Origin of the sequence: Streptomyces sp. NPDC091271, assembly GCF_044757505.1 — a bacterium.
GTDB lineage: Bacteria > Actinomycetota > Actinomycetes > Streptomycetales > Streptomycetaceae > Streptomyces.
In genome coordinates, this window is the sequence record NZ_JBIVVD010000006.1 from 22,830 (window position 1) to 45,516 (window position 22,687).

Below are 22,687 nucleotides of genomic sequence, written 5' to 3' on the forward strand. Positions count from 1 at the left end.
CGGCGGACGGTGCCCCCGCCGGACATGCGGATCAGACGCCCATGAAGCACCACACGCCGAGGGCGAGGAAGAGTACGCCGAAGAGGGTGGCGAGAGCGGTGGAGGCGACAGGGCTCACACCGAGTGCGACCGGCGCGCGCTGGATCGTGCGAGCCCCCGTCCAGACGAGGAGGGCGGCACCGAACAGCGCGAAGGCCGCACCGGCGAAGACCGCGGTGACACTCTCCATGTCCGTACCCCTCACGCTCTGGCCTGCGGGCGCCTCGGCCCTCGGCAGAGGGGAGGCTGCCACGCCGGGGAGACCTCGGCGCGAACCCCGGATGAACGCCGTGCGGCCACCCGGCGAACGACCGTGAGCGGAACCCGCCCACCGCACCGGGACGGCGCGCGAGCAGACGGGCAGGCCCTGGTCAGAGGGGTGTTGAGCGCCGGAGCGCGAGCCTCGGACATACGGAGCGGAGCCCGGCGGAGGAGCCGGGAGACCGGTGGCGCGGCGGAGGAGCCGGGAGACCGGTGGCGCGGCGGAGGAGCCGGGAGACCGGTGGCGCGGCGGCCGCGTCACCGCACGGGGTCCAGGAAACCTTCCTCCACCAGCAGCCGGATCGCCTGCGGGGTGCGGTCGCGCAGCAGCACCGGGTCCTCGGCCATCAGCTGGGCGATGGCGTCCAGGATCCGCCCCGCGGGCAGCGATCCGTCGCACACGCCCGCGAAGCCGGCGCCGACGGCGTCGACCTTGGTCGCCCGGCGCATCCCGCGGTGCTGACGCAGCACCACATGCTCGGGATCCTCCGCCCCCGGCAGCCCGACCTGCTCCTGCACGACCTCCTCGGCAAGGGTGAAGTGCGCGGCGAGCAGCGCCGCGTCGTCGTGTTCGCGCAGATAGTCCTGCCGCACGAAATGGGCCTCGACGGCAGGCCCGAGGGGCTGCTCGATCGAGTGCGGCCACTCCTCGGCGACGAGCGAGGGATTCCCGGCGGCGGCCGCGGCGGACTTCCGGAGTGTGATCCAGCCGAAGCCGACGGCCTTGGTGCTGCGGGCCTCGAACTCGTCCAGCCACGCCTCGTACCGCTCGGTGTACAGGGCGGGGTCGGTCCGGTGGTCGCCGCTGTCGCGCAGCCACAGCTCGGCGTACTGCGTGACGTCCTGCACCTCGCGCTGCACGATCCAGGCGTCACACCCCGCGGGCACCCAGGAGCGCACCCGGTCCTGCCACTCCTCGCCCTCCACGTGCTGCCAGTTGGCGAGGAACTGCGCGTACCCGCCCTCGTTGAGCCGGTCCCCGGCCTCCTGCACGAGGGCCCGGCACAGATCGTCGCCGCCCATGCCGCCGTCGCGGTAGGTCAGTCGGGCGCCGGGCGAGATGACGAAGGGCGGGTTGGACACGATCAGGTCGTACGTCTCCGTACCGACCGGTTCGAAGAGGGAGCCCTCACGCAGGTCGGCGGGGGCGGCTCCGGACAGCGCCAGGGTGAGGCGGGTGAATTCCAGGGCGCGCGGGTTGACGTCCGTCGCGGTCACCCTGGTGGCGTGCTGGGCGGCGTGCAGGGCCTGGATGCCGGACCCCGTACCGACATCGAGAGCGGAGGCCACGGGCCTGCGCACGGTGATCCCGGCGAGCGTGGTGGAGGCACCGCCGACGCCGAGGACGACGCCCTCGTCGTGCGAGCCGATGCCGCCGGCCCCGCCGACGGCACATCCCAGGTCGGACACGATGAACCAGTCCTGACCCTCGGGCCCGCCGTAGGGCCGCACGTCGACGGTCGCTCTGACCAGGTCGCCCTCGTGGACCACCCAGCCGTCCTCGACACACGCCTCCAGCGGGAGGGCAGCGGAGGCCTCGGCGACCGGGACAGGGCGCTGCAGAAGGAACAGCCGCACCAGCGTGTCGAGCGGCGAGCCCCCGCGGGTGGCCCGGAGCGCCGGGACGGTCTCGCTACGGGCGAGCGCCGTGTACGCGGGCGCGCCGAGGCGTTCCAGGAGGCCGTCGGCGGTGAAGGCGGCGGCAATCAGGGCTTCGCGGAGCCGGGGGGCACGGTCGGATGCGGGAAGGCTGGACGTACTCACCCGCCCATTGTGTCCGCTCCCGCCGACAACGGCAGCGGCCGGGCGCCCATGGGGACGGCCGGCCGCTGCGAGGAGGTCTCCTCCACGGCGGCGTCGCGCTGTTACAGCAGGTCGCGGTGGTGCTCGTCCGCCACGACGGCTGCGCGCTGCCCCTCGTCCGGCGTTGTCCGCCGTTACGCCTTCTCGCTCGCCTTGTCGCTCGCCTTGTCGTCGCTCGCCTTCTCGCTCGCCTTCTCGTCGCTCGCCTTCTCGCTCGTCGAAGGCGACGCCGGGGCGGACGGAGCGGAGGCGGGCGGGGCCGAGGCCGTCGGCTTCTGGCAGCCCTTCTGCTTGGCCATCGCGGAGCCGACCTCGCCCGACTGAAGCTTCTTCAGCGCCTGGTCACCGTTGGTGCTGATCTTGTTCAGCTCGTCGGCGATGTCCTTGAGACCGTCGGCGAACTTCGCCTGGTCCTTCGTGTCGAGCGCGTCGACCTTCGTCTTCAGGTTCGCGTAGGCCACCGAGGAGGCGTTGAGCTCCTTCACGGCCTCCTTCTGGGTGGTCTCCCCGCCGTCCACGGGCGGTGCGCCCGCCGACTGCACGGCCGTGCCCAGCGCCTTGTAGGCCCCCGAGATCTGCTGGAAGGCGGCCGAGTCGGTCTTCTGGACGTCAGCGGGCTTGCTGTTGTCGGCAGTCTGCTGCTGGATCGCGGCATTGGCGTTCGCGATCTTCTGCAACTGCGGCTGAACCTGGTCGCAGACCTTCTTCGCCCAGTCGTTCACCTTGTTGTCGCTGTCGTCGCTGCAGCCCGACAGCGTCAGTACGAGTACCGCACCGCCGGACAGTGCGGCTGCAAGCTTCTTGTTCACCGGATTGGGTCCCTTCCAAGGCTCTCGGCCCCGGAACTTACACGCCAAGCGGGCGGCAATCAGGCGGCGTGCATCCGATATATATTCTTTTGCAGCCATTTGCACCAAGGGTAACGAGGGAGATACAACTCACCTGCCCACTCGGACACATGTCCGAGTGGCCCTGCCGACTGCGAGGCGTCTGGACATGCGACGACGGACGACGCATCAGAATGCGTCGCCCGCCGCCGTACTGAGCGGGTGTCGGATACGGGCCCGCTCCTCACATGACCTCTCGCGTCAGGAAACGGACGCAGGGTCGGTTGACTTGGCTGGGCCGCCCCCGCCGTCGTCACCGCCGTCGCCGCCCGGGCCACCGCTGTCGCTGTCGCCCACGGCGATTCCCCGCCGTTTGGACACGTAGACGGCGCCGATGATGACGACGACGGCGATGACGGCCACCAGGGCCCGCACGCCCGCACTCGCGTCGTCCCCGTAACTGAACTGCACCACCGCGGGGGCGATGAGCAGCGCCACGAGATTCATCACCTTGAGGAGCGGGTTGATGGCGGGGCCCGCCGTGTCCTTGAACGGGTCGCCGACCGTGTCGCCGATGACCGTCGCGGCATGGGCCTCGCTGCCCTTGCCGCCGTGATGGCCGTCCTCGACGAGCTTCTTGGCGTTGTCCCACGCACCACCGGAGTTGGCGAGGAACACGGCCATCAGGGTGCCCGTGGCGATCGCGCCCGCGAGATAGGAGCCGAGGGCACCGACCCCCAGGGAGAATCCCACCGCGATCGGCGCGAGGACCGCGAGCAGCCCGGGTGTGGCCAGCTCCCGCAGCGCGTCCTTGGTGCAGATGTCGACGACACGGCCGTACTCCGGTTTCTCCGTGTAGTCCATGATCCCGGGGTGCTCCCGGAACTGCCGCCGCACCTCGTAGACCACGGCCCCCGCCGAACGGGAGACCGCGTTGATGGCCAGCCCGGAGAAGAGGAAGACGACCGCCGCTCCGAGGATCAGACCGACCAGGTTGTTCGGCTGCGAGATGTCCAGGCTCAGCCCGAGCTCCCCCGCCCGCGCCCCCACATCGTCGACCGCGGTGGCGATGGCGTCCCGGTACGAGCCGAAGAGCGCGGCCGCGGCCAGGACCGCTGTGGCGATCGCGATGCCCTTGGTGATGGCCTTGGTGGTGTTGCCGACGGCGTCCAGGTCGGTGAGGACCTGGGCTCCCGCACCCGTGACGTCCCCGGACATCTCGGCGATGCCCTGGGCGTTGTCGGAGACCGGTCCGAAGGTGTCCATCGCGACGATGACACCCACGGTGGTGAGGAGGCCCGTCCCTGCCAGGGCGACCGCGAAGAGCGCCAGCATGATCGACGTACCGCCGAGCAGGAACGCCCCGTAGACACCGAGACCGATCAGGAGCGCGGTGTAGACGGCCGACTCCAGGCCGATGGAGATGCCCGCGAGCACGACGGTGGCCGGGCCGGTCAGCGAGGACTTCCCGATGTCCCGGACAGGACGCCGGCTGGTCTCGGTGAAGTACCCGGTGAGCTGTTGGATCAGGGCGGCGAGCACGATCCCGATGGCCACGGCGACCAGGGCGAAGACGCGCGGGTCACCGCCGTGCGAGGTGATGGCGTCGTCGGTGACCCCGTCCAGCCCGGCGTACGACGACGGCAGATAGACGAAGACGGCCACGGCCACGAGGACGAGCGAGATCACGGCGGAGACGAAGAATCCGCGGTTGATGGCGCTCATCCCGCTCCGGTCCGCGCGCCGGGGAGCGACCGCGAAGATCCCGATCATCGCCGTGACCACCCCGATCGCCGGGACGATCAGCGGAAAGGCGAGCCCCGCGTCGCCGAAGGCGACCTTGCCCAGGATGAGCGCGGCCACGAGCGTCACGGCGTACGACTCGAAGAGGTCGGCGGCCATGCCCGCACAGTCACCGACGTTGTCGCCCACGTTGTCGGCGATGGTGGCGGCGTTGCGCGGGTCGTCCTCGGGGATGCCCTGCTCCACCTTGCCCACGAGGTCGGCACCCACGTCGGCGGCCTTCGTGAAGATGCCGCCCCCGACCCTCATGAACATGGCGATCAACGCGGCGCCGAGGCCGAACCCCTCCAGTACCTTCGGCGCGTCGGCGGCGTAGACGAGCACCACGCAGGAGGCACCGAGCAGGCCGAGGCCCACCGTGATCATTCCGACCACACCGCCTGTGCGAAAAGCGATCTTCATCGCTTTGTGCGAAACGGTGGTGAGATCTTTCTCCGGTTCTCCTTCCGCTGGAGTCGCCTCACGCGCGGCGGCGGCCACACGCACATTGCTGCGTACTGCGAGCCGCATGCCGATGTATCCGGTGGCCGCCGAGAAAAGCGCCCCCACCAGGAAGAACAGCGAGCGCCCCGCACGCTGCGACCAGTTGTCGGCCGGAAGCAGCAGGAGCAGGAAGAACACGACGACGGCGAAGATGCCGACGGTACGCAGCTGCCGGGCCAGATAGGCATTCGCGCCTTCCTGGACGGCTGCCGCGATCTCTTTCATGCGTTCGGTGCCTTCACCCGCCGCCAGCACCTGGCGTACGAGCAACTGGGCCACGACCAGCGCGGCAAGGGCGACGACCGCGATGACGACGACGATCAGCCGGTTGCTGTCGGTGAGTACTGCGGCTGCGAGTGAGGTGGACCGGCCGGAAGGTACGGGAACGTGCGTCAGTTCTGCCAGTGGGGTATTGAAGAACTCCGCCATACGTCCTCCTTGACGCTGAGCGCTCAAGTCGTGGACGGATTGTAGGGAGCGGAGCCTGATCAAAACAGTGGGTGGTCAATGAAATCGACTTCCGTCCACCCAATGGCAAATGATCTCGCTCGCATGTGAACCCGAATGCAGTAATGGGACAGACGCATGGCATCCACAAAATTGCCGTAGATCATTGATCAAGCACAAATAAAAAGGCCCTGCTCAGCAGGACCGGAAAACATGATCATACCTGCCACCCGACGGGGTGTGGACGGCGCGGGACGAGGCGTCGGCTGGCGAAAGCCCGCACCGCACCGGGCAGAGCAGGGGCCGTACCGCGCACAGTGGTCCGGAGGGCTCGGGTCAGGCGTCAGGCGTCAGGCGTCAGGCGTCAGGCGTCAGGCGCAGTCTCAGGGAAGCACTACGGCGGGAGTCGTCGGCCAGGACATGCGGATCACTCCGCCGTCCGCACCCGTGCGGACTTCCACGTCGTCGACCAGCCCGCTGATGACCGCGAGGCCCATCTCGTCCTCGCTGTCGGCGTCGGTCTCCGGATCGTCCGGGCCTCCACCGCCAGGCGCTCCCGTCGCCGAGGCGTCGCTACCCGGGGCGACGTGCCCGTCGCCGACCTCGATGGAGAACGCCTTGTCCTCCTCGGTCAGGACGACCGTGACCGGGGCGGCGATGTCATGGCTGCGATGCAGCCCTACGGCGCGGCTGCACGCCTCGCCGACCGCGAGCCTGACCTCGTCGAGCACCGCCTCGTCGACACCGGCCCGGCGCGCCACGGCGGCTGCCACGAGGCGGGCCGTCCTGACGTGTTCGGGCTGAGCGCTGAAGCGGAGTTCAACGGTTGGCATGCCATCCCCCTCGAACGTACGGGCGTGCATCTCAGGGGCCCGGGCGTGGCGCCCGGTACCCCTGCTCTCATTCTCCTCCGGGAACCGACGAAGCCGGCAGCCGACCACATGGTCGACCGCCTGCTCGTGGCGGCCTGTCTGCTGCCGCCTGCCGGTCTGTCGCAGCGTGCCTGCCGGCCTTGGAGCCGCCGGCCTGCACCGACGGTCAGTCGGTAGCCGCGACAGCCTCGTCGACCGTGGTGTGGATGGGAAACACCTTGGTCAGACCTGTGATCCGGAAAATCTTGAGAATGCGCTCCTGGTTGCACACCAGGCGCAGCGAGCCCTCATGGGCCCGGACACGCTTCAAGCCGCCCACGAGCACGCCGAGGCCGGTGGAGTCGAGGAAGTCGACGCCTTCCATGTCGACAACCAAGTGGTAGCTGCCGTCATTCACCAACTCGACCAACTGCTCGCGCAGCTTGGGCGCGGTATACACATCAATCTCGCCACCGACCTCGACGACCGTACGGTCGCCACCAGGTCCGGACACATTGCGAGTCGACAGGGACAGGTCCACGGATCCTCCAGCACCTTGCTATCGAGCGGTCGCCCCTCGGTCTCCCCGACGGAGGCCAGGGGACGGATCGCCAGCCGCGATGGCATTCAATCACTTACCAGCAGCCATGCACGACGCCTTGGGACCATTGTCCGTCACGCCAGTGACACACTCGGTGCCGATGGCCAAGAATCACCGCCCCAGTCGACCACCCGAGAACGCGGGCTCGCGCCCCTCTCCCACGGTGGTTCTCGACCGGCTCGCCGCAGCGGCGGGCCGGGCAGCGCGCATCACTCATACGGAGCACTTGCCCCCGCGTGCGGGAACCCATGCCCTCTGGCCTGATCGCATCCGCCCGGAAGTGGTCTCGGCAATCGGGCGGGCCGGAATCGACCATCCGTGGACGCACCAGGCCGCCGCGGCTGAGCACGCCCTGGACGGCGAGTCCGTGGTGATCGCCACAGGGACGGCGTCCGGCAAATCGCTCGCGTACCTCGCTCCGGTGCTGAGTACCCTCCTCGACGGCTCCCGTGCTCCGAACGGCCGCGGCACCACCGCTCTGTACCTCGCCCCCACCAAGGCTCTGGCCGCCGACCAGCGCCGTGCGGTGAAGGCGCTCGCGGAGCCCCTCGGCTCCGCGATCCGGCCTGCGGTCTACGACGGGGACACGCCGGTCGAAGAACGCGAATGGGTGCGTCAGTACGCCAATTACGTCCTCACGAACCCCGACATGCTGCACCGGGGCATCCTCCCGTCCCACCCCCGCTGGGCCTCGTTCCTCCGCTCTCTCCGCTTCGTCGTCATCGACGAGTGCCACACCTACCGGGGCGTATTCGGCTCCCACGTCGCCCAGGTGCTCCGCCGCCTCCGCCGTCTCTGCGCCCGCTACGGATCCGAACCCGTCTTCCTCCTCGCTTCCGCGACCGCGGCGCAGCCCTCGGTCGCCGCCGGCCGTCTCACAGGCCTGCCCGTCAAGGAGGTCGCCGACGACGCCTCGCCGCGGGGAGAGCTGGTCTTCGCCCTCTGGGAGCCTCCGCTGACCGAACTGCACGGCGAGAAGGGGGCACCCGTACGCCGTACCGCCACGGCCGAGACCGCCGACCTCCTGACCGACCTGACCCTGCAGGGTGTGCGCTCGGTCGCCTTCGTACGCTCCCGGCGCGGCGCCGAACTCATCTCCCTCATCGCCAAGGAGCGGCTCGCCGAGGTGGACCGCTCGCTGCCCGGGCGCGTCGCCGCCTACCGCGGCGGTTACCTGCCTGAGGAACGCCGGGCCCTGGAACGAGCGCTGCACTCGGGAGACCTGCTCGGCCTGGCCGCCACGACCGCCCTGGAGCTCGGCATCGACGTCTCGGGCCTGGACGCCGTGGTCATCGCCGGCTATCCGGGTACCCGTGCCTCCCTCTGGCAGCAGGCCGGCCGCGCCGGGCGCTCGGGGCAGGGCGCCCTCGCAGTCCTCGTGGCCCGGGACGACCCGCTGGACACCTTCCTCGTCCACCACCCCGAGGCGTTGTTCCAGCAGCCCGTGGAGTCGACCGTCCTGGATCCGGACAACCCGTACGTCCTTGCTCCCCACCTGTGCGCCGCGGCCGCGGAACTCCCCCTGACGGAATCCGACATCGAGCTCTTCGGCCCCGCTGTACCCGAGCTCCTGCCCCAGCTGGAGGCAGCGAAGCTGCTGCGCAGACGTACGACGGGCTGGCACTGGACGCGCCGTGAACGTGCTGCCGACCTCACCGACATCCGTGGTGGGGGCGGCCGTCCGATCCAGATCGTCGAGGAGGGCACCGGCCGGCTGCTGGGGACCGTCGACGAATCAGCGGCGCACACCGCCGTCCACGAGGGTGCCGTCCATCTCCACCAGGGCCGGACATATCTCGTCCGCGCACTGGACCTGGAGGACTCCGTGGCCCTGGTGGAGGAAGCCGTCCCTCCGTATTCGACCAACGCCCGGGACACGACCGCGATCGCCGTGCTGGAGACGGACACCGAGATCCCTTGGGGTGACGGGCGGCTCTGCTTCGGCTCCGTCGAGGTCACCAATCAGGTCGTCTCCTTCCTGCGCCGCAAGCTGATCACCGGGGAGGTCCTGGGCGAGACCAAACTCGACCTGCCGCCCCGCACCCTGCGCACCCGTGCCGTGTGGTGGACGGTCACCGAGGACCAGCTCGATGCCGCCCGAATCACCCCGGAGATCCTCGGAGGGGCCCTGCACGCCGCCGAACACGCCTCCATCGGGATGCTGCCGCTCTTCGCCACCTGCGACCGCTGGGACATCGGCGGTGTCTCCGTGCCGCTCCACCCCGACACGCTCCTTCCCACAGTGTTCGTCTATGACGGCCACCCGGGTGGTGCCGGCTTCGCGGAGCGCGCCTTCCACACGGCCCGTACGTGGCTCACGGCAACGCGCCAGGCCATCGCGTCCTGCGAGTGCGACGCGGGCTGCCCGTCCTGCATCCAGTCCCCCAAGTGCGGCAACGGCAACGAGCCACTGCACAAGCGAGGCGCCGTACGCCTCCTGACAGAGCTGCTCAGGACCGCGCCGTCCGAGCCCACGGAAGGCCGTCCGGCGGAGGGCCCGGAGGGCCCCAGGCCGGAGAGCGCGGCGGGATGAGGCCACGCGCATGCCGGGCCTCCTCGGCGGACGACGGCGCCGCCGGGGGCGGCGAGAGGCCCGGAGGGCCCGCCCTCGACCTGACCTCAGGTGCGTACGGGCCGAAGCGCGCCCGAGCGGTCACGTCGGCGATCTCGCCCTGGACCGCACAGCGCACGATCTCCGCCCCTTGGGCCAAGGCGACCTCTCCAGCGGCCCCGCACGCCGTCTCCGTACCCCTCAACGCCTGGTCAGCCGCGGCGAGCGCAGCCAGATCCGCCGCGCCGCCGGCTTTGTGACGGGCGGAGACGGCCTGTCCGAGAGCGAGCACCGTCGCGAACACCACGCAGAGCGTCGCCGTCATGACGGCCGTCCAGACCGTCGCCAGCCCCCGGTCCCGTGCCCCAGGAGCGGCACTCCCCCTCCTCACGGCTCTGCCCCCACGGTGTCCTCGGCCAACGCGACCGCCTCAGCGCTCAGCGTCAGGCCCAGTGGTCCAGGCCCCGGCGTCGGCGCCTCCACCCGGACTCGCCACAGCCCTCCGGTCCGTTCCACCGCGACCCGGGCCCTTCCCGGCGCCGCCGCCTGAGCCGCGGACCGCACCGATTCCTCCGGCTCCGACCGGGCAGCGGCCCGCGCTCCGGCACGTGCGGCGTCCACACAGCGGATCTGGTCCGAGGCAGCAACCAGCGCCCAGACGAGGGCGAGGACGAAGGCCACCAGCACGGGAAGGACCATGGCTGCCTCTGCCGTCACCGCTCCCCGGTCGCCGCTCCGGCCCCTCCACAGCTCCTCAGAACTTCGCATCTAGGGCGTCCTTGATCAGCGACTGCAAGGCCGACAGCACCGCCCCGCTGGTAACCACCTTGTAGAGCACCGCCGCGAACGCGCAGGCGGCGATGGTCCCCACCGCGTACTCGGACGTCGTCATCCCCCTGTCGAGGCCTCGGGGCCGGGCACGCGTGCCGAACCTGGCCTCCCACGCACGACGCAGCGCACTCAGAGACCACTCCACGGCTTTCCTGTTCATCTCAACCCCCATGTCCGCAAACCACGTTGTTTCGTTCAGAACTTCGGTCCCGCACTTCGAGCAAGCGGGAGTCCGGCCCCGCGCCCTTCGATGCCTGCTTCCGGGAGAGGCGGCTGTTCCCGCTCACCCGCGGTGCAACAGGCCAGTCGCCAGCCCGATCACCACCGGCGCCACACCCACGGCCAGGAAGGCGGGCAGGAAGCAGAGCCCCACCGGTGCGGTGATCAGCACACCGGCCCGCTGGGCACGTGCCACAGCCGCACTCGCCCGCTCGGCGCGCATCTCGTCGGCCAGCCTGGAAACCGGCTCCGCGGCAGGAGCCCCCGTCGTCGCGGCACGCTCAAGGCAGCGGGCCAGCGGCGCGGCACCGGGAAGCTCCCCGAACCGGCCCCATGCCTCAGCAGGTTCACCTCCGAGCAGGATCTCGGCCGCTGTGCGTGCCAGCCGCTCACCGACCGGGCCTCCGACGGACTCCCCGACCGCTTCGGCGGCTTCCCGCGGTCCGGCACCCGCCGAGAGGCAGGACGCCAACAGATCTGCGGTGATCGGCAGTTGCCGGGCGACCAGAGCAGCCTCGGCGTCCCGGCCGGCGGTCCCACGCCCCCTGACGGAGCGCCGCCACCGCCGAACGCCGTACGCCGCCGCAAGACCGGCCCCGCTCCCGGCCACTCCGCCGACGAGAATCCAGACGCCTGCCCAGACGGCCAGGAACACCGTCCACCGCCGCGCACGGCTCCACCCGGGCGCCCGCAGGTCCATCCGCCTCGGTCCCGGGCCGCTCGCGCAGCACCCGGCCAGCAGCGCCCCCCGTCTGCGTATCGCCCGCTCATGCCGCCGGCCTGTGAGCGCGAAGGCGAGGTACGCGGTTGTGCCCAGCGCCACCCCCACCGCCCCGGCCGCCCCCGCCGCGCCCCCCGCACCGGACATCCCGCTCACACCGCCTCCCCGGCCCGCACGATCCGCGATGCCCAGAACAGCCCCGCCGCCTCCAGCAGCCCACCCGCCGCCAGGCAGACGAGTCCCGCCGGGCTGTGCAGGAGAACCTCCAGCGGATCCGCGCCGAGTGCCGCCCCCAGCCCCAGACCCACCACCGGCAGCAACGCCAGGACCACAACCGTCGACCAGGCGCCCGCCAGCTGTGCCCGCAGCTCCTCCCGCCGCCGTCTCTCGCCCCGCAGTGCGCTCTCCAGGCGCGCCAGGCCGGCCGCCAGACCTGCTCCGCCGTCCACCGCCACCCGCCAGCACGCCGCCATACCGGCGAGCCCGTCGAGACCGGGCCCTGCCGCCGCCTGCCGCAGCGCATCCGGCACATCGCCACCGAACCGCGCGGCGGCCAGCACTGCAGGCTCGGCGGCGCCCAGTGCACCAGCGTTCCGCGCGGCGGCGAGCAAGGCCTGCCCTGGCTCGTGCCCGGCTCGCAGCTCGCCGACCACTGCCCCGCAGAGCGACGTCACCGCGTCGGCCGCCTCCTCACGCTCACGCCGCCGTGCCCGCCGACGCAGCCAGCGCCGCACGAGCGGTACCGCCACAGCGCCTGCGAACAGGGGAAGCGCCGATTCGCCCAGCGCCGCGAGAAGAGCCGCTACAGGGGCGCACAGCCATTCCTTCCGCCCGTCGAGGATCGCGCGGGCCGTGGCCCACACCGCCGGCCCCCACGGATCCTCCCGCCGAGCTGTCAGCACCCGGGCGCGCCGGGCTCCTGGGCCCCGGGCCACGGCCAGAGCGCCCGCCAGGCCCGCGCAACCGGCCAGCGACCACGCCGGCACCTGCATCAGCGCGTCGGATCCCACCGGGGTCATGGCTTGTCTCCGATCAGCGCCCCGAGCCTCTCCCAGCCCCGCTCCGTCCCGAACCCCTCGGCACCCCAGCGCAACGCGGGCACAGTGACGACCAGGCCTGCGGCATCCCGCTCGAGGACATGCACCTCGGCCACACGCCGCTGCCCGCCCCTGTCGCGTACGAGATGGACGACCACGGACAGCGCTGCCGCCAACTGGCTGTGCAGAGCGGCCCGGTCGAGGCCGGCAGCCGTCCCGAGAGCCTCCAGGCGCGCCGGGACGTGCTCGGCCGCATTGGCGTGCACCGTGCCGCAACCGCCTTCGTGCCCGGTGTTGAGGGCTGCCAGAAGCTCCGTCACCTCGGCGCCCCTGACCTCTCCCACCACCAGCCGGTCAGGACGCATACGCAACGCCTGGCGCACCAGGTCCCGTAGCGTCACACGCCCGGCACCTTCCTGATTGGCGGGCCGTGTCTCCAGCCGGACCACATGCGGGTGATCCGGGCGCAGTTCCGCCGAATCCTCTGCCAGCACGATGCGCTCCCGCTCACCGACCGCACCCAGCAGACTCGACAGCAGTGTCGTCTTCCCCGCGCCCGTCCCTCCGCTGATCAGGTACGAGACCCGGGCCTCCACCAGAGCTCTCAGCAGCCGGTCGCCGCCGGGCGGGACCGTCCCCGCCGCCACGAGCTCCGCCAAGGTGAAGGCGCGGGGGCGCACCACACGCAGCGAGAGGCACGTCGATCCGACGGACACCGGTGGCAGGACAGCGTGCATGCGCGTCCCGTCCGGCAACCGCGCGTCCACCCACGGCCGGGCGTCGTCCAGTCGTCGCCCCGCTACCGCGGCGAGCCTCTGAGCCAGCCTCCGGACAGCCGCCGCGTCCTGAAAGACGACCCGGGTCAGCTCGAGTCCGCCGCCACGGTCCACCCACACCCGGTCCGGAGCGGACACCAGCACGTCGGTCACCGCCGGGTCTGCCAGGAGCCGCTCCAGCACTCCTGTGCCGACCAGCTCTCCCCGCAGCTCCTCGGCCGCACCGAGCACTTCCGCGTCACCGAGCAGCCGGCCCTGCTCCCTGAGCGCGGCAGCCACCCCCGCCGGGGTGGGCGCCGCACCGCTACGGGCCAGTCGTTGACGTACGGCCTCGAGCAGCGCGTCCGTCATGACGCCACTCCCCCGCGAGACCGGGCCGGAACGGCGTCCGGACGGACCGGGACATCCGCCAGATCCCAGAAGGCCGTGCAGAAGCGGGCCAGTGGCCCGCGGGAATTACCGCCCGGGGGCACACCGCTGTCCTGAGCCGAAGACAGCGCCGGCTCCGCGGGCAGGTCACCGACGAGCGGCAGGTCCAGCGCCCGCACCACCCACTGCTCGTCCAGACCTGCCGTGTAGGGCCCCCGCGCAATGACGCGCAGGTCTTCCACGACCGTGCGGGCCACAGCCGCCACGCGCTGCGCCGCCGCCACCGCTCTCAACTCCCCGGGCACGACCAGCAGCCCCACGTCGAGCTGCGCCAGCGCCTCTGTCACGCTCTCGTCGAACCGGCGCGGCAGATCCACGACCACCACTCCACCCAGCCGGCGAGCGGCGGCGAGCACGGACCGCATGGCCTGTGGCGGAACGATCACCTCGTCGCCCCGGCCCCAGCTGAGCACCCGCAGCCCGTGCAACGCCGGCAGTGAGTCCTCCAGCGCACCTCCGCCCAGCCTCCCTTTCGAACGGGCGAAATCCGGCCACCGCAGGCCCTCGGATTCCTCACCGCCGAGCAGGACGTCGATCCCGCCGCCCAAGGGGTCACCGTCGATCAGCATCGTCCGCCGGCCCGACCTCGCGGCTGTCACGGCAAGTGCGCAGGCCAGCGTGGACGCGCCGGAACCGCCGCGGCCTCCCATCACTCCCACGGTGAGCGCAGGCCTGCCCACGCCCTCCACCGCATTGGCGATCTGGTCGACGAGCCAGCCTTCGGAAGCGGGCAGTCTCAGCACGTATTCGGCCCCGATCTCCACCGCGTGGCGCCACACGTCGGGGTCTTCCTGGTCCCGTCCGACGAGCATCACGCCGGGCCTGCGAGGCATTCCACGGCATCCCCGCGCCGCGTCGTCACCGACCAGGACCATCGGCGCCCGGTCCCAGCCTCCCCTCTCCCCCGGAGGGCTGTGCTGCACTTCCGGCACCGCCCCGGCCGCCGCGCACAGCCTGAGCAGATCGTCCAGCAGATCCGGGTCCTCGGTGAGGATCAGCGGTCCGTCCCGCCGCCCTTCGGCGCCCGACGGCCCTTGGCCCACGAAAGATCCAGCCACGATCTCCGCCCCTCTCACTGTCTCCTCCAGTGCGGTTTCGCGGCGATCTCGAACGCTTCCGAGACGCGCGATTCCGGAACCCACGGACTTCGCGGGTGGAATCAACATGCAACGGCACGGAAAAACATGTGGATCTTGCTCAAAAACTGTGGACAACTCAAGCGTTGTGAATATCTCGGTAGCTCGTACAGGGGACTTTCGCAGCGCAGCCCTTCCACTACGTACGGTGACGAGTCATGATCGAGTGAACCCGCACGAGAGGGCAGCCGACACCGGCAACAAGAGAGGGGGGCCGAAATGCCCGGCCGCGAAACGCATCCGGACATGCGACGACCCCCGCCGGGGGGGAGAGCGGGGGTCGTCCCCACGGCCGACTCGGGGGGGGAGGAGTCGGACCGGGTTAGCACGGTCGCGAACGATCCGTGACTTCCATGGTGTACCCGAGCCCCTTCTCAGGCAAACCCACCTGCCGGATTTTACGCCGAATGGCGGGCCCCTATGCTCACCTTTGTGGAAAACTGCTTCTCGCCGCGTACAGCAGCCTTCTTTGACCTGGACAAGACGGTCATTGCGAAGTCATCGACACTGACCTTCAGCAAGTCCTTCTACCAAGGTGGGCTGATCAACCGTCGTGCCGTACTGCGCACTGCGTACACACAGTTCGTGTTCCTCGCCGGGGGCGCCGATCACGACCAGATGGAGCGGATGCGCGAATACCTCTCAGCGCTCTGCAAGGGGTGGAACGTCCAGCAGGTCAAGGATCTGGTCGCCGAAACCCTGCACGACCTGATCGACCCGATCATCTACGACGAGGCTGCGACTCTCATCGAGGAGCATCACACCGCCGGGCGTGACGTGGTCATCGTTTCGACCTCCGGCGCCGAAGTCGTAGAACCTATCGGAGAACTACTGGGTGCCGACCGGGTCGTGGCGACCCGGATGGTCGTGGGCGACGACGGCTGTTTCACCGGCGAGGTCGAGTACTACGCCTACGGGCCGACCAAGGCCGAGGCGATCAGGACGCTCGCCGAGTCGGAAGGGTACGACCTGTCGCGCTGCTACGCGTACAGCGACTCCGCCACCGACGTACCCATGCTGGAGTCCGTGGGGTACCCCCATGCCGTCAACCCCAGCCGGACCCTTCGGCGCGAGGCCACGCTCCGGGAGTGGCCGATTCTCACCTTCGACCGTCCGGTCCGGCTCAAGCAGCGCCTGCCCGGGTTCTCGATGCCACCGCGGCCGGCGCTCGTGGCGGCAGCGGCAGTGGGCGCGGCCGCGGCGACCGCAGGGCTCGTCTGGTACGCCAATCGTCGCCGCGCCGCCGCGATCACCGCCTGACAGCCGGCCGTCGAGGGCGGGAGCTGTCGTCGACCCTCAATGCCCGACTCACCCGTATTTGAATACAAAAGTAAAGAAAAACGGCCAGGACTTCCGCTCCCCCTTGTCCTGGAGTACAAAGGACTCAACGGCCCGCGAGACCAAGGACATCCGAGAGGATCACCTGTTACGCAGAAGGCCCCACGGACCGAGCACGAAAGCCGAGTACCCACGCGACGTCGACCCGTCGATTACGGGCCAGCCGCACCAGGTGACGGGCAAAGAACCCGACCTGATGGGCAAACAACGAGGACGCTTGGTAACTGGGCGGACGTGCCAGCGGCGGTACCGGAACCGGTACCGCCGCAACCCTTTCCGGGACCTGCCCACATGCCCGAAACCCTCTCCCTGCACCCGGCCGCGCCCACCGCGCGATCAGCCCCGCGGGCAACGCGGCTCAGGCCGCGCCGCGCTGCAGCGCCTCGCACACAGCCGTGGACTCCCTGACGCCCAGCTCCACAGAGCGTCCGCAGTGAGCGATCCAGGCCGCCATACCCTCCGGCCTGCCCGAGAGATATCCCTCGAACGCAGCCACGTAAGCAGCGCGGCCCTGCTCCGCATGACCGACTTCAGCAGGACAGATCGATTTGGGGTCGAGCCCGCTGCCGATCAGCACGATCCGCTCGGCGGTCCGGGCGACCAACCCGTTGTGTGACCCGAAGGGGCGCAACGCGAGCAGTTCGCCGTGGACTACCGAGGACGTCACAAGTGCGGGCGCCGAGCCGCCGGCGATGATCAGCTGCGACAGCCCTTCGAGACGTCCGGACACCTCGTCCGCGCCCGGCACGGGCGCTTCGATCAACGGCTCGTCGACCGGCTCGCCCACCAGTCGCGGCCTGCCGACCGTCTCGTCCGGAGTCGCTCCGCCCGCCGCCACCAGATGCAGGCGGGCAAGCACACGAAGTGGTGACTGCCGCCAGATCGAGAGCAGTTGCCCCGCCTCCGCCGTGAGTCTCAACGCGGCACCGATGGTGCGGGCCTCGTCCTCACCGCTGAAGTCCGTGCGCCGGCGCACCTCCTCGAGGTTCCAGTCGGCGCCCGAGAGCGCCGCCGAACCACGAGCTCCACGCAGGGCCGCCTCCGCGGTGACTTCGTTGCTGCGGCGCCGCATGACCCGGTGCCCGTAGACCCGGTCCACGGCCTTGCGTACGGAGTCCACCGCGTCGGAGACCCCCGGCAGGTCACCCAGAGCGGCAAGCGGGTCAGGGGAAGTCGTACTCATAAGTAGCGAGGCTACGCGCCCCCGCCACGGATACCGCCCAGGAGTGTCCTTCTTCACGAAGATGACAGCAGTGAGCGATGACACCGCTACCCTAGGTGAACATGAAGATCGCTTTCGTAGGGAAGGGCGGCAGCGGCAAGACCACGCTGTCCTCGCTCTTCATCCGCCACCTCGCTGCCAATGAAGCCCAAGTCGTCGCGGTGGACGCCGACATCAACCAGCACCTCGGGGCCGCCCTCGGCCTGGACGAGAAGGAAGCCGCCGCTCTGCCGGCCATGGGTGCCCAGCTGCCCCTCATCAAGGACTACCTCCGCGGAAGCAACCCCCGCATCGCTTCCGCCGCAACGATGATCAAGACGACGCCGCCCGGGGAAGGATCCCGGCTCCTGCGCGTCTGCGAGGACAACCCGGTCTACGACGCCTGCGCCCGCACGGTCCGTCTCGACGACGGGGAAATCCGGCTGATGGCCACCGGACCGTTCGACGAGTCCGATCTCGGTGTCGCCTGCTACCACTCCAAGGTCGGAGCGGTCGAGCTCTGCCTCAACCACTTGGTCGACGGCCCCGACGAATACGTGGTGGTCGACATGACGGCAGGGTCGGATTCGTTCGCGTCGGGAATGTTCACCCGCTTCGACATGACCTTCCTGGTCGCCGAACCGACCCGGAAGGGCGTCTCCGTCTACCGCCAGTACAAGGAGTACGCGCGTGACTTCGGTGTCGCCCTGAAGGTCGTGGGCAACAAGGTGCAGGGGGAGGACGATCTCGACTTCCTGCGCGCCGAGGTCGGCGACGACCTGCTGGTCGGCGTCGGCCAGTCCGACTGGGTCCGGACGATGGAAAAGGGCCGGCCGGCCCCGTTCGAACTGCTGGAAGCGGACAACCGGATGGCGCTGCAGGCCCTGCAGGACGCCGCCGAGGACTCGTACGGGCTGCGCGACTGGGAACGCTACACGCGGCAGATGGTGCACTTCCATCTGAAGAACGCGGAGAGCTGGGGCAACGAGAAGACGGGCGCCGACCTGGCTGCCCAGGTCGACCCCGCCTTCGTCCTGCAGGAGCACCGCGCCGAGACGGGCGCCGTTCAGCCGGCCTGACCGGACGGAGCGACGCCGGAGGACGAACCCTGTTCCGCGCTCCCGTCGGCCCCCTTGCCTGCCGGCTGATCCGCCGGCCTGGCAGGCACGGGGCTGCCCGCGGGCTTACCCGGAGCCGTCCCCGCGAGGAACGCGGTCCAGCCGGGCTCGGGCTCCTGGCCCACCTTCAGCGTCCCGAGTCTGGCGAGCGTCGCCGGATCCTGCACGTCCAGCCAGTCGGCGAGCTGGCGGAAGGAAACGCATTGCACGTCCTGCTTGGTGCACACCGTCTTGATCGTCTCCTCGACCGCGCGCATGTAGGTGCCGCCGTTCCAGGATTCGAAGTGGTTGCCGATGATCAGGGGAGCCCGGTTCCCGTTGTAGGCGCGGTCGAACGCCTGAAGCAGGCCGTCCCGCATCTGGTTGCCCCAGTACTCGTGCTTGTCCGGGTCGCCCTGCGTGGTACCGGACTGGTTGAACATGAAGTTGTAGTCCATCGAGAGCGTCTCGAACGCGCGGCCCGGCACGGGGACGAGTTGCAGGGGGAGATCCCAGAGCCCGTCCTTCTTCGCAGGCCAGACCTGGTTTCCGATGCCGCTGGAGTCGTAGCGGAACCCCATGGTCCGCGCGGCAGCGACCATGTTCTTCTGCCCCTCCAGGCACGGGGTGCGAGCGCCGATCAGCTCCTTGTCGTAGTCGAAGGGCAGCGGCGCTTCGCCCTTGAGGCCCGGGGTGTTGGTCTTCCAGCTCTTCACGAACGACTTCGCCTGGCTGATCTCGCTCTTCCACTCGTCGACCGACCAGGTGCCGACACCCCCGTCCGGGCCGCAGAAGTGCCCGTTGAAGTGCGTGCCGATCTCGTTGCCCTCCAGCCACGCGGCTCGCAGTTCCGTCAGCGTGTCGCGGATTCCCTCCGCGTCGTTGAAGCCGATGTCGGAACGGCCCGCCGAATGCTGCGGGGGGTCGTAGAGCTCCTTCTTCTTCTCCGGCAAGAGGTACACGCCACTGAGGAAGTACGTCATGTTGGCGTCGTACTTCTTCGCGACCGAGCGGAAATGCGAGAACAGTTTCTGGCTGTCCTCACCCGCACCGTCCCAGGAGAACACCACGAACTGCGGAGGCTTCTGGCCGGGCTTGAGACGCTTGGCGACCGGGAGTTTCGGCTGGGCTCCCGTAAAGGCGGTGGAGCCGTCGCCGATGAGCTTGACCGCGCCCTTCGGCGCCGCTGCCGGAGAGTTCTCATCCGCGTCGGGGGCGGACCGCTTCCCGGTTCCGGGCGCGGATCCGGCTGCCCCCGTACCTGGCTCCGAGCAGCCGGCCAGGCCGGCGATCAGCGCCGTGACCACGGCACCCAGGGCGATCCGCTTCGTGGCGGCCATCATCCGTCCACCCTCTTCCTTGCAGATTCGTGCGTTGACGTGCCGACGCGGCGCGGTCAACCTCACACGCAGCTCTGCCGGAATCAGTACGACAAGCCGGATGAAAAGCTGCTTATTCACTGAGAAGAGTGACTGGCTGGGCTATTTGCTCGAAAGCATGGACACCTTTCTTTACCCTCCATTACGATTCGTTTACGGAGAGTTGAGAAATCCCGCCGTTGTACCCCACCGCTGCACGCCGTGACCTACGGCCGCCGTCATTCACATACCGCGACCGCGCTGCCCCGGAGGAGACGGGAACATGTCTGCCTGCGTCCCCACTCGCAACGACCACTCATCCCGCAGTTCGCGCCCTTCTCGGGCCTCGGGATTCAAGCGTCCACACAGTCCGCCGCCTCCCCGCCGCGGACGCTTCCGCGTCTCGGGTGCGGATCTGTCCGCATCGATCACTGTCTTCCTGATCGCCGTTCCCATGTCGCTCGGTCTCGCCGTCGCCATGGACGCACCGCTCGCCGCCGGACTGGTTTCGGCGGCCATCGGCGGCATCGTCGCCGGACTGCTGGGCGGCACGCCGCTCCAGGTCAGTGGCCCGTCCGCCGGACTGACCGTAGTCACAGCAGAATTGATCCAGATCTACGGCTGGCGCACCACGTGCGCGATCACCGTCGGCGCGGGACTCCTGCAGATCCTGCTGGGTTCACTCAGGGCGGCCCGCAGTGCCCTCGCCGTCAGCCCGGCCATCGTGCACGGCACACTCGCCGGAATCGGCGTGGCCATCGCTCTCGCCCAGCTGCACATCGTGTTCGGCGAGGTACCTCGGAGCTCCGCCCTCGACAACGTCCTGTCGCTCCCCTCCCACCTGGCGCACTTCGAGCCGGCCGGGCCCCTCGTCGGCGCACTGACGATCGCTCTTCTCATCGCGTGGCCGCGCATGCCCGGACAGATCGGAGCGGCGCTGCGCAGAATTCCTGCCGCGCTCGCCGCCGTGGTCATCGCGACTGCTGTCGCCGCCGCGGCGGCACCCGGCATCGCCCGGGTGGACCTGCCGTCATGGCACTCGCACGCACTGCCTGAACTCCCGCAGGGCCCGGTGGCCGCACTGGCCACAGCCGTGTTCACCGTCATGCTCGTCGCCAGCCTCGAATCCCTGCTGGCCGCTGTCTCGGTGGACAAGCTGGCCGCAGACCGCTCGACAACCGCGACCAAGGACGGATCGACGCCGCCCGCTCCTGTCAAGCGATCGGACCTCGACCGGGAGTTGCGGGCCCAGGGTGTCGCCAACGCGGTATCAGGGCTCGCCGGCGGGCTGGCCGTATCCGGCGGCGCTGTGCGCAGCTCCGCGAACGTGCGGGCGGGCGCGACGAGCCGCGCCTCCACCGTGCTGCACGGCGTCTGGGTGCTGCTGGCGGCCATGCTGCTGGTCACAGCCCTGGAGTGGATCCCTCTGGCCGCCCTCGCCGCGCTGGTCATGGTGGTCGGGATCCAGATGGTCAGCTTCGCCCACATCCGCAAGGTCCACAGACACCGGGAGTTCCTGGTGTACGGCGCCACGATCAGCGGCGTGGTTCTGGCCGGGGTGCTCGAAGGGGTGGCGATCGGCATCGTCGTGGCGGTGGCCGTCGCCCTGCACCGGCTGGCACGCACGAGGATCACCGTGACCGAGCAGGACGGCCGTTATCTGGTGGCCGCTCGCGGGCAGCTGACCTTCCTGGCCGTCCCCCGGCTCAGCCGCGTGCTCGGCAAGCTCCCGCAAGGGGTCGACGCGGTGGTCGAGTTGGACGGTTTCTTCATGGACCACGCGGCGTACGAGACGATCCAGGACTGGTATGCGGCGCAGACCGCGCTGGGTGGCCGGATCGAGTTCACCGGGCGCTCGGGTGGCCGGATCGCCGAGCCTGCTTCGGCCGCCCATTCCTGCTGCCGCCCATGGACGCCGTGGCGCAACCATCACTGCCACGACGGCGTGCAGGACACCGCGCCGACCACCGCGGCCCCAGACTCGCACGTCGTCTCGAAGGCTTCTCCTTCCAAGGCCCCGGAAAGCCCCTCGGGTCGCCGGCGCGGCGCCCATCGGCTTCTCAGTGGCCTCAGTTCATTCCAGCGCACCACCGCCCCGCTGGTCCGTGAGGAGCTGGCCCGGCTGGCTGCAGAGGGACAGCGGCCTTCGCAGCTGTTCCTCACCTGCGCCGACTCCCGTCTGGTCACCAGCATGATCACCGCGAGTGGCCCGGGAGACCTCTTCACCGTGCGGAATGTCGGCAATCTGGTGCCGCCTCCGGACGCAGGGGATGCTGAGAGCAACGACGATTCCGTCGCCGCCGCCATCGAGTACGCGGTGGATGTGCTGGAGGTCGAGTCCATCACCATCTGCGGCCACTCCGGATGCGGGGCGATGCAGGCCCTGTTGGGAGCCGCACCGGAGACACCCCGGACACCGCTGTGGCGCTGGTTGCGGCACGGTCTGCCGAGCCTGGAGCGCATGCGCTCCCGCCACCACTCCTGGGCCCGCATCGCCGGACGCCTGCCCACCGATGCGGTGGAACAGCTCTGTCTGACCAATGTGGTGCAGCAGTTGGAGCACCTGCGGGCGCACGAATCGGTGGCCCGCCGACTGGCGGCGGGGACCCTGCAGCTGCACGGCATGTACTTTCATGTCGGTGAGGCGCAGGCTTATCTACTGACCGAGGGCGCCAGTTCCGGTACCGGACCCGACGAGGTCTTCGCCCGGGTCGCCCCCGGCGCGGTATGGGGCGCCGAGGACGGCATCGAGACACCGCACCCGGCTCCCGGTACCGCCGTCGACGCCTGAACCACTCACCCGCCCGGTCCGTGAGACCTTGTGGTCCCGCTTTCGCACCGCACAGCGCTGCTTGCGAAAGCGGGACGTGTGGCTCCC

At 70.0% G+C, this 22,687-nt stretch carries 19 protein-coding genes; 4 read left to right on the forward strand and 15 right to left on the reverse strand.

Annotation, left to right across the window (positions count from 1 at the left end; genetic code table 11):
* Positions 1-31: 31 nt before the first annotated feature.
* The 6 genes from ACIQM3_RS24195 to ACIQM3_RS24220 all read right to left on the reverse strand — a co-directional run bounded on the left by ACIQM3_RS24195 (position 32) and on the right by ACIQM3_RS24220 (position 7,055).
* Positions 32-229, reverse strand: a complete 198-nt coding sequence (locus tag ACIQM3_RS24195; protein ID WP_401627485.1) for a hypothetical protein — start codon at positions 227-229, stop codon at positions 32-34.
* Positions 230-558: 329 nt separating this feature from the next.
* Positions 559-2,064: a methyltransferase gene (locus tag ACIQM3_RS24200; RefSeq protein ID WP_401627486.1), complete on the reverse strand. Its 1,506-nt coding sequence runs from the start codon at positions 2,062-2,064 to the stop codon at positions 559-561.
* Positions 2,065-2,237: 173 nt separating this feature from the next.
* The gene (locus ACIQM3_RS24205; protein WP_401627488.1) at positions 2,238-2,912 is read right to left on the reverse strand and encodes a small secreted protein; all 675 of its coding nucleotides are present in this window, start codon (positions 2,910-2,912) and stop codon (positions 2,238-2,240) included.
* Positions 2,913-3,191: 279 nt separating this feature from the next.
* Positions 3,192-5,645, reverse strand: coding sequence for a sodium-translocating pyrophosphatase (locus ACIQM3_RS24210; RefSeq protein ID WP_401627490.1), 2,454 nt, complete (start codon positions 5,643-5,645; stop codon positions 3,192-3,194).
* Between the two features lie 401 nt (positions 5,646-6,046).
* Positions 6,047-6,496, reverse strand: a complete 450-nt coding sequence (locus ACIQM3_RS24215; RefSeq protein WP_401627492.1) for an ATP-binding protein — start codon at positions 6,494-6,496, stop codon at positions 6,047-6,049.
* Between the two features lie 205 nt (positions 6,497-6,701).
* Positions 6,702-7,055, reverse strand: coding sequence for an STAS domain-containing protein (locus tag ACIQM3_RS24220; protein WP_003967428.1), 354 nt, complete (start codon positions 7,053-7,055; stop codon positions 6,702-6,704).
* 79 nt (positions 7,056-7,134) lie between these two features.
* Here ACIQM3_RS24220 and ACIQM3_RS24225 point away from each other — a divergent pair, with 79 nt between their 5' ends.
* Positions 7,135-9,648 (forward strand): DEAD/DEAH box helicase, encoded by a 2,514-nt coding sequence (locus tag ACIQM3_RS24225; protein WP_401627494.1) that lies wholly within the window; start codon positions 7,135-7,137, stop codon positions 9,646-9,648.
* On the opposite strand, the gene ACIQM3_RS24230 is transcribed toward ACIQM3_RS24225, so the two are convergent.
* The 7 genes from ACIQM3_RS24230 to ssd form a co-directional block, all read right to left on the reverse strand.
* Entirely contained in the window at positions 9,566-9,991 is a 426-nt protein-coding gene (locus tag ACIQM3_RS24230; protein WP_401627496.1) for an Rv3654c family TadE-like protein, read from the reverse strand. The two genes, ACIQM3_RS24225 and ACIQM3_RS24230, sit on opposite strands and share 83 nt — an antisense overlap.
* Positions 9,992-10,053: 62 nt before the next feature.
* Positions 10,054-10,434, reverse strand: coding sequence for a TadE family type IV pilus minor pilin (locus tag ACIQM3_RS24235; RefSeq protein ID WP_401627497.1), 381 nt, complete (start codon positions 10,432-10,434; stop codon positions 10,054-10,056).
* Positions 10,421-10,657: a DUF4244 domain-containing protein gene (locus ACIQM3_RS24240; protein ID WP_401627499.1), complete on the reverse strand. Its 237-nt coding sequence runs from the start codon at positions 10,655-10,657 to the stop codon at positions 10,421-10,423. The genes ACIQM3_RS24235 and ACIQM3_RS24240 overlap by 14 nt, the downstream gene beginning before the upstream one ends.
* A 123-nt stretch (positions 10,658-10,780) precedes the next feature.
* A complete protein-coding gene (locus ACIQM3_RS24245) occupies positions 10,781-11,584 on the reverse strand; it encodes a type II secretion system F family protein (RefSeq protein WP_401628355.1) in 804 nt (267 codons plus the stop codon).
* A gap of 5 nt (positions 11,585-11,589) precedes the next feature.
* Positions 11,590-12,456, reverse strand: coding sequence for a type II secretion system F family protein (locus ACIQM3_RS24250; protein ID WP_401627501.1), 867 nt, complete (start codon positions 12,454-12,456; stop codon positions 11,590-11,592).
* Positions 12,453-13,601: a TadA family conjugal transfer-associated ATPase gene (locus ACIQM3_RS24255; RefSeq protein WP_401627503.1), complete on the reverse strand. Its 1,149-nt coding sequence runs from the start codon at positions 13,599-13,601 to the stop codon at positions 12,453-12,455. Before ACIQM3_RS24255 ends, ACIQM3_RS24250 begins: the two co-directional genes overlap by 4 nt.
* Complete coding sequence (ssd, locus tag ACIQM3_RS24260) at positions 13,598-14,737, reverse strand: septum site-determining protein Ssd (protein ID WP_401627504.1); 1,140 nt, start codon at positions 14,735-14,737, stop codon at positions 13,598-13,600. The genes ACIQM3_RS24255 and ssd overlap by 4 nt, the downstream gene beginning before the upstream one ends.
* 498 nt (positions 14,738-15,235) lie before the next feature.
* On the opposite strand from ssd, the gene ACIQM3_RS24265 reads away from it, so the two are divergent.
* Positions 15,236-16,075 (forward strand): HAD family hydrolase, encoded by an 840-nt coding sequence (locus tag ACIQM3_RS24265; protein WP_401627506.1) that lies wholly within the window; start codon positions 15,236-15,238, stop codon positions 16,073-16,075.
* Between the two features lie 436 nt (positions 16,076-16,511).
* On the opposite strand, the gene ACIQM3_RS24270 is transcribed toward ACIQM3_RS24265, so the two are convergent.
* Positions 16,512-17,336: an oxidoreductase gene (locus tag ACIQM3_RS24270; RefSeq protein WP_401627507.1), complete on the reverse strand. Its 825-nt coding sequence runs from the start codon at positions 17,334-17,336 to the stop codon at positions 16,512-16,514.
* A 101-nt stretch (positions 17,337-17,437) separates the two neighbouring features.
* Between ACIQM3_RS24270 and ACIQM3_RS24275 the strand changes: the two genes are divergently transcribed.
* Positions 17,438-18,433, forward strand: coding sequence for an ATP-binding protein (locus tag ACIQM3_RS24275; protein WP_401627509.1), 996 nt, complete (start codon positions 17,438-17,440; stop codon positions 18,431-18,433).
* Here the strand turns inward: ACIQM3_RS24275 and ACIQM3_RS24280 are convergent.
* Positions 18,421-19,794, reverse strand: a complete 1,374-nt coding sequence (locus ACIQM3_RS24280; RefSeq protein WP_401627511.1) for a hypothetical protein — start codon at positions 19,792-19,794, stop codon at positions 18,421-18,423. The two genes, ACIQM3_RS24275 and ACIQM3_RS24280, sit on opposite strands and share 13 nt — an antisense overlap.
* A 298-nt stretch (positions 19,795-20,092) precedes the next feature.
* Between ACIQM3_RS24280 and ACIQM3_RS24285 the strand changes: the two genes are divergently transcribed.
* Positions 20,093-22,600 (forward strand): SulP family inorganic anion transporter, encoded by a 2,508-nt coding sequence (locus ACIQM3_RS24285; RefSeq protein ID WP_401627513.1) that lies wholly within the window; start codon positions 20,093-20,095, stop codon positions 22,598-22,600.
* Positions 22,601-22,687: the final 87 nt, after the last annotated feature.